The sequence below is a fragment of the Microcoleus sp. D3_18_C2 genome, from assembly GCF_036702395.1.
In the GTDB taxonomy this organism is placed as follows: domain Bacteria; phylum Cyanobacteriota; class Cyanobacteriia; order Cyanobacteriales; family Microcoleaceae; genus Microcoleus.
Window position 1 is genome coordinate 151,041 of record NZ_JAUBTG010000007.1, and the last position, 8,006, is coordinate 159,046.

At 44.2% G+C, this 8,006-nt stretch carries 2 protein-coding genes and 1 pseudogene; 2 read left to right on the plus strand and 1 reads right to left on the minus strand.

The genetic code is table 11. The features are described from left to right. Positions 1–95: 95 nt before the first annotated feature. Complete coding sequence (locus tag QUA88_RS07555) at positions 96–5,963, plus strand: protein kinase domain-containing protein (protein WP_333271067.1); 5,868 nt, start codon at positions 96–98, stop codon at positions 5,961–5,963. A gap of 133 nt (positions 5,964–6,096) precedes the next feature. After that, positions 6,097–6,235: pseudogene (locus QUA88_RS07560) on the plus strand (transposase); the annotation flags it as partial. Between the two features lie 55 nt (positions 6,236–6,290). Here the strand turns inward: QUA88_RS07560 and QUA88_RS07565 are convergent. After that, positions 6,291–7,418: a glycosyltransferase family 4 protein gene (locus QUA88_RS07565; RefSeq protein ID WP_333271070.1), complete on the minus strand. Its 1,128-nt coding sequence runs from the start codon at positions 7,416–7,418 to the stop codon at positions 6,291–6,293. Positions 7,419–8,006 lie beyond the last annotated feature (588 nt).

Sequence of the window (8,006 nt, forward strand, 5' to 3'; positions counted from 1 at the left end):
TACAAAAACAAAAATTTTTCGTTTCTAACGCGCTATTGTATACAGAAAGCTGGTGCGTTTTGAGTTAGCTTTAATTTTTAGCAAAAAAAACCAATATGCTCTCGATTCCAGGCGTTGCCGTCCAGACACTTCTCTATGAAAGCGCCAACTCTCTGGTTTACCGGGCCATTCGGGAAGCAGATAAAGAGCCAATTATCCTCAAACTCCTCAAAGAAAGCTACCCCACACCTCAAGAATTGGTGCGCTACCGCACCGAATACCGCATCACCCAAGAGTTGAAAGAGGCGGGAGTCGTGCGAGTCTATGACTTGCAAAAATACCAAAATAGCCTCGTGATGTTTGTTGAGGACTTTGGCGGGGAATCCTTGACAATTTGGATGCAGCAGCGATCCTTTACTCTTGAAGAATTTTTACAAATTGCGATCGCCACAACTGAAATTTTAGGGCAAATTCACAGCGCCAACATCATCCACAAAGATATTAATCCCTCAAATATTGTTTACAACCCGGAAACAGAACAATTAAAAATTATTGATTTTGGCATATCCACTCAGCTAACGCGAGAAACGCCCACCCTGAAAAACCCCAACATTTTAGAAGGCACATTAGCGTATATTTCACCAGAACAAACGGGGAGAATGAATCGCACTCTCGATTACCGTACTGACTTTTACTCCCTCGGTGTCACCTTCTACGAATTGTTGACAGGAAAACTACCTTTCGAGACTGAAGATACTTTAGAACTTGTTCACTGCCACATTGCTAGACAGCCAGTTCCTCCGCACGAAATAGAGCCAAAAATTCCCCTAATTGTGTCTCAACTTGTCAGTAAACTGATGGCGAAGAACGCAGAAAACCGCTATCAAACAGCCGGGGGGCTAAAGCATGATTTAGAAATGTGTCTGCTTCAATTACAACAAACCGATAGCATAGAAGAATTTGACTTGGGAAAGCGAGATATTACAGACCGTTTCCTGATACCCGAAAAGTTATACGGCCGGGAAAGTGAAGTTGATAATCTATTAGCTGCTTTTGAACGGATTGCATCAAGACGATCGCCCCAGCCCCCCTTAATAAATGGGGCTTCATGTGACTCCCTTAGTAGGGGCGGTGCCCCCGTGCCCGCCCAGGGCGGGGGGGGATCGCATTTATCCGGCAGTGAAATGATGCTAGTAGCTGGATTTTCTGGGATTGGTAAAACCGCAGTAGTGAACGAAGTTCACAAGCCGATCGCCCGACAGCGTGGCTATTTTATCAAAGGCAAATACGACCAATTTCAACGAAATATTCCCTTTAGTGCATTTGTGCAAGCATTTCGGGAATTGATGGGGCAATTATTATCAGAAAGTGACGCTCAGTTACACAGATGGAAAACCATGATTCTCACCGCAGTAGGCGAGAGTGGGCAAGTCTTGATTGACGTAATTCCTGAATTAGAACACATCATTGGCGCTCAAAGTCCTGCACTAGAATTGTCCGGGAGTGCCGCCCAAAATCGCTTCAATCTGCTGATGCAGAAATTTGTGCAAGTATTTACCACCGCCGAACATCCATTAGTGATATTTTTGGACGATTTGCAGTGGGCAGATTCCGCATCTTTGAAGTTATTACAACTGTTGATGGAAGATACGGGCCATCTGTTAGTATTGGGTGCTTATCGGGATAATGAGGTATCACCGACTCATCCGTTTATGTTGACAGTGGATGAGATTGTGAAGTCTGGGGCAGTGGTGAATACGATTACCCTGCAACCGTTGAGTTTAGCAGATCTCAATCAGTTGGTAGCAGATACGCTGATTTGCGATTTATCTTTTGCCGGGCCCTTGACAGAATTGGTTTATCAAAAAACCCAAGGTAATCCCTTTTTCTCGACTCAATTCCTCAAGTCGCTGTATGAAGATGGTCAAATTATCTTTGACCCCCCTGTGTCCCCCCTTACTAAGGGGGGAAGTAAAGGGGGGTGGCAGTGCGATATTGCTCAAGCTAGACTTACCCACGCCTCGGATGTGGTGGAGTTTATGGCGGCGCAATTGCAGAAGTTGCCGAAAGAAACTCAGAATGTTCTCAAGTTGGCGGCTTGCATTGGGGCACAGTTTGATTTAGAGACATTGGCAATAGTCAGCGAAGAATTACCCGAAGAAACGGAATCAGCACTCTGGAAAGCCTTGCAAGAAGGACTTATTATACTGATCAAAGAAGGCTATAACTTCCTTCAAACAGATGCTCAATCCCCTACTGAGTCTGTGGCTAACCCAATTTATAAGTTCCTGCACGATCGCGTCCAGCAAGCAGCTTATTCCCTAATACCCGAAAACAAAAAAAAAGCTACTCATCTCAAAATTGGACAGTTACTCCTACACAAATATTCGGACATAGAAAGAGAAGAAAAACTCTTTGATATTGTGGGGCATTTAAATCAAGGAATTGAGTTAATCAATCAATTAAGCGAACGAGAAGCCTTAGCCCTACTCAACTTAGAAGCGGGAGGTAAGGCCAGAAATTCTACCGCCTACGCAGCCGCAATGGTCTATCTGCAAACAGGGATTGATCTACTAACAGCCAACTGCTGGCTTCTTCAGTATGAATTGACCCTGAATCTCTATGTTGCTGCTACCGAAGCTGCCTATTTGAATGCTGACTTTGAGGGTATGGAACAGATGGCAGCATTGGTATTGCAAGAAGCTAAGACGATTTTAGACAAAATTAAAATTTACGAAATTCAAATCGCTACTCATGCAGCCCAGGGCAAGATGTTGGAGGCGATCGCAGTGGGTAGAGATGCACTCTTGCAATTAGGAGTTGAACTGCCTCCCGAACCTGACGAAGCTTTGATTAACAAAGCTCTACAAACCCTTGCCAGTCAACTCCAGGGAAGAAGGGTAGAAGAATTGATTAACCTGCCTGTGATGACCGATCTTCATACTCAGGCAACTATGCAACTGTTAGGAATGTTAATTTCACCCATTTACCAGGGACTGCCAGAATTACTACCACTGCTTAGCTCGACAATGGTGAGTTTATCGCTCTCTTTTGGAAATGCACCGGCATCAAGCGAGGGGTATGGAATTCACGGTATAGTGTTGTGTAGTTTTTTGAAACAAGTAGAAACTGGCTATGCCTTTGGCAAATTAGCACTCTCATTGCTCGAACACTTTAATATTCAGGAATTCAAGCCCGTCATTTTAGTTCTGTTTGGGGCCATGATTCAGCATCATCAGGAAGCTATGAGAGCAGCGATATCAACGCTGAAAGAGGGCTATACGGCTAGCATAGAAACTGGCGATTTTCTACACGCTGGCAACAACCTAGGTTTTTACTTTCATACCAACTTTTTCAGTGGGGTAGAACTGGATACCTGGGAACCCGAAATAGCAGCTTACAGTGCTGTCATGGCGCAGGTAAAGCAATATTCTGCTCAGGTTTATTTAGATATGACGCAGCAGATGGTGTTGAACTTGAGGGAAGACGGGATTCTGTCGGATTGCTTAATCGGCTCTGCCTACGATGAAACGGTGATGATTCCTAAACACCATGAGGTTAATGAATTCACGGCGATCGCTACTGCCTACATCTACAAACTGCTGCTTGCTTACTGCTATGGCAATTACACGGCTGCGATCGATTACATTGCTCAAGCCAAACAGTATTTAATGGCAGTATCGGGATTAGTTCTTGTTCCCATTTTCCATTTCTATGCAGCTCTGACACACTTGGCACTCTTCCCCACACAGCCAGCAATTGAGCAAACAGAAATTCTTGGCTTAGTAGAAATTGATCGAACCACCCTCGAAGAGTGGGCGCAAAATGCTCCGATGAATTATCTGCATAAATGGTATTTAGTTGAGGCAGAACGGCAACGGGTGTTGGGTAATAAAGCTGAGGCGATTGAAATGTACGATCGCGCCATCTCCCTCGCTAAAGAAAATCAATTTCTCAACGAAGAAGCCCTTGCCAACGAACTCGCAGCCAAATTTTACCTAGAATGGGATAAAGAAAAATTGGCTCAACTCTACATGATTGAGGCGTATTATTGTTATATCCAATGGGGATCTACTGCTAAAATAAAAGATTTAGAAAGGCGATACTCCCCCTTATTAAAACCTATTCAGGTGGGAACAAAAAACACTAAAGCTAGCGCAAAAGTTACGACCACTGGTTTGGCTACTAACTTAGATATAACCACAGTAATGAAAGCAGCAACCGCAATTTCAGGTGAAATTTTGCTGGATAAACTACTGTCTAACTTGATGAAAATTTTGATTGAGAATGCGGGGGCGCAAAGAGGATATCTCATTTTATCAAACCAGGCAAAGCTATTAGTTGAAGCTGAAGGATCCATAAACTCCGAACTCGTCACCGTGTTGCAGTCAATCCCCGTTGAAACCTGTCAAGAACTTTCCTCCGCAATTGTCAATTATGTGAGTCGTACTCAAGAAAGCGTGGTACTTGATGATGCTGTCCGAGAGGGACAATTTACCAACGACCCCTACATCCGAAAAAATCAGCCCAAATCAATTTTATGCGTGCCGCTGATTAACCAATCTCAAATTATTAGTATTGTTTACCTAGAAAATAACCTAACAGCCGGAGCTTTTACCCCTGAAAGAGTCGAACTATTAAAACTGTTATCGGGACAAGCGGCTATCTCGATTCAAAATTCTCAACTCTATACAGAAATCCGCGAAAGTGAAAACAGGCTGACTCAATTTTTAGAAGCAATTCCAGTCGGGGTGTCAGTGCTGGATGCTTCTGGCAAACCTTACTATAATAATCGTGTTGCTATTCAATTATTAGGTAAAGGAGTTATTCCTAACGTCACCAGCGAACAAATATCCGAGGTTTATCAAGTGTATAAAGCTGGTACAGATCGGGAATATTCCTCTGCTGAATTGCCGATTGTGCGGGCGTTGAGGGGCGAAAGTGCCACCGCTGAGGATATGGAAATCCACCAAGGCAACAAGATTATTCCGATTGAGGCTTGGGGTACTCCCATCTATGATGAAAAGGACAATATTTCTTATGCAATTGTAGCCTTTCAAGATATCACGGATCGCAAAAAAGCGGAAACAGAGCGAATCAGATTTACCGCTGAACTGTTTCTACTCAACAAAGCTTATGAGCGCTTCGTTCCCAATCAATTCCTCCAGTTTTTAGAGAAATCAAGCATTATTGATGTGGAATTGGGCGACCAAGTGCAGTTAGAAATGTCGGTGTTGTTTTCCGACATTCGCGACTTCACCACGCTTTCGGAAACTATGACGCCGGAGGATAATTTCAAATTTATAAATTCTTATCTTTCTCGCATGGAACCAGTCATTAATGAAAATCACGGGTTTATCGACAAATATATTGGCGATGCGATTATGGCGCTGTTTAGCGGCGAGGCGGATAATGCGGTGAAAGCGGGAATTGCTATGCTGCACCGCCTCGCTGAATACAATGAATACTGCGCTAACGCTGGCTGTGCGACGATTCAGATTGGGATTGGGATTAATACGGGTTCTTTGATGCTGGGAACTGTGGGAGGACCAAATCGCATGGACGGGACGGTCATCAGCGATGCGGTGAATTTAGCTTCTCGTGTGGAAAGTTTGACAAAAAATTATGGGGTGGCGCTGTTAATTACGCAGCCCACTTATGGGCGCCTGAAAAATCCTTCCCAGTACGCAATCCGCACTCTCGATACGGTAAAAGTCAAGGGAAAATCTGAAGCTGTGACGATTTATGAGGTGTTTGATGCAGATTCACCAGAAATTAAACAGGCGAAGTTAGCTACGCTGGAATTGTTTGCAGAAGCTAGGGCACTTTACTCGGAAGGGAAGTTCTTTGAAGCGGCGCGGCTTTTTGAAGAGTGTTGGCGTCAGAATCAGGGCGATCGCGTTGCTAAAATTTACTGGGAACGCTGTGAGTCTGCATTGTTGACTCGCACAAAAATCAAAGACAGGCTACACAATTTACATTAGACCTATTGCAAAATAATTTTATGTCATAGTCAAAAGTTTTACCCCTTTTCTATGGCTGGGTGCAATCTTAGCTCAACGCACTGCTCATTAGCCGATTCATTCCACCTATCACCTAAATTCGACTCAACCTTTAAGCCGTCGGTACGGGCAGGCTAGACACAAAAAACCCCACAAAGAAGCATTATGGAGTCCTAGTTATTTTGCTGTTTCTGCTGGAGGTGCGTAAGAAAGAAGTTTTGAAGGAGTATATCAGAAATCAAGAAAAGCCGGCCACAGAAGAAGGGGCTTGCATCCCATTTTTTTGGTCAGTCCTTTCCTATTTAGTTTTTATTTTGCCTGCATTTTTTGCCGAATCTGCTCTCCGCGCCTAGCAGCAACTTGTGGCCAAGTCAACTCCAAAGCTCGCTGGCGGGCGGCGGCTCCCATTTTAGCGCGCAAATCAGGAGAATTAGATAGTTGGCGCAGTCCCTCCACCCAGGCGTCAGTATCGTAGGGAGGAAGAATTATGCCGTCAATGCCATCACGCACAACACCGCCTCCTCCCATCGGTGAAGCCAGAATAGGCAAACCATGACCCATCGCTTCATAGATGACGAGTGGGCTACCTTCCTCGAGACTGGGTAAGGCAAAAAAGTCAGCTTGGCGATAGGCAGAACTGTAGTCCAAAGCATAATCAAAGTGAACTACATCAGAACGTTCCAGCAAATGGCTGCAAGTTTGAGCGATCGCCGGTTCGAGTCTGCCAAAAATAGTCAGCTTTCCCTTAATCCCAGCTCGCTCCCAAGCCTGCAACAGTAGGTGAACCCCTTTGCGGACGCAGGCAAAGCCTAGGAAAAGGACGTTAACTTCCTCTGAAGGCGGTTTTTGGAATTGATAATTGGGGAAACGCTCTGGCGACCAACCTTCAGTGGTTAACAGCAGTTTTTCTTCAGGAACTCCGGCGTCTTGAAACGATTTTACTACTGCCGGACTGGGACAAAACAGGAAGTCAACTAGCTTGAGTTTTTGCTCTTCGTTCTTAATTGTTTCTGGGGTAATTGTGTGTTGAGGTTGCAATTCCAAGCGAGAGTAAGCATCGTCAAGGATACTCTTAGCTTGCCTTTGACAAGTATTAACTCGCTCCAAAAAAATCGGCTTACTCTGCTTGTTAACGCTCTTTACAGTATCTACTGAGAGACCGGGCCACAAGTAGGCAACATCAAAATTTTTGATATCTTTGAGAAAACGCTTCTCTGCCTTAATTTTGGGAGCACTATGGCTGCTGTAATACAGTTTTTTCAGCAATGACGGAATTGCTTCAACTATATTTGAGTAGCGACAGGAGCTATCGCAACTCGGGACAACCATGCGAGCCTTCAGCTCAGGGTTTTGCCATTGTTTGCACACTGAAAAAAATACGTGGCTGATGGCTCGGTCATTGCAATGGATTGGGAATAAAGCACTCAGTTTTAACATGGGATTCATCTTGAGTTAAGTAAAGTTTTTTTACTTGTTTCTAAACACGGATATAGAATAATCCGGCTCGGTTTAGAGACCAGTCTCGTTTGATTGAAAAGTAGATTCGGCAGTCTGACAGTGGTTGTATGCTGATAAGATAACATTTAAGTGAATTCACTGACAAGACCCTGAACCAAAAATTATGTAATTTTACTGTAAAGAATGAAACAGGAGCATCCAAAACGCACTAATAATTTTTCCCATATGTTTGGCGTCCTACTAAATAGGGTTTTCCAAGCGTTTTAGATAACGTGGTGATTTAAATGGCTGCTACACATACTCTCATCCCGGCTCTTACGCACTAAGATAACCGACCGGGTATTAAGCCGGATTTGCTAAGTAATACCACATATAAAAACAGAATACGGAGAACCTCAACTTCGCGCCTAGTTGTCGGGACTCTAAAAGCGATCGGATTTTATGTTTAATTAAAGCGAGCTCCCAATCATTACCCAATACGCTTGGGTTAAGGAATGAGAATTAAATAACTTCCACAAGATTGTGGGATGGGCGTCCCGCCCGTCCACTCATGACGGGCGGGACGCC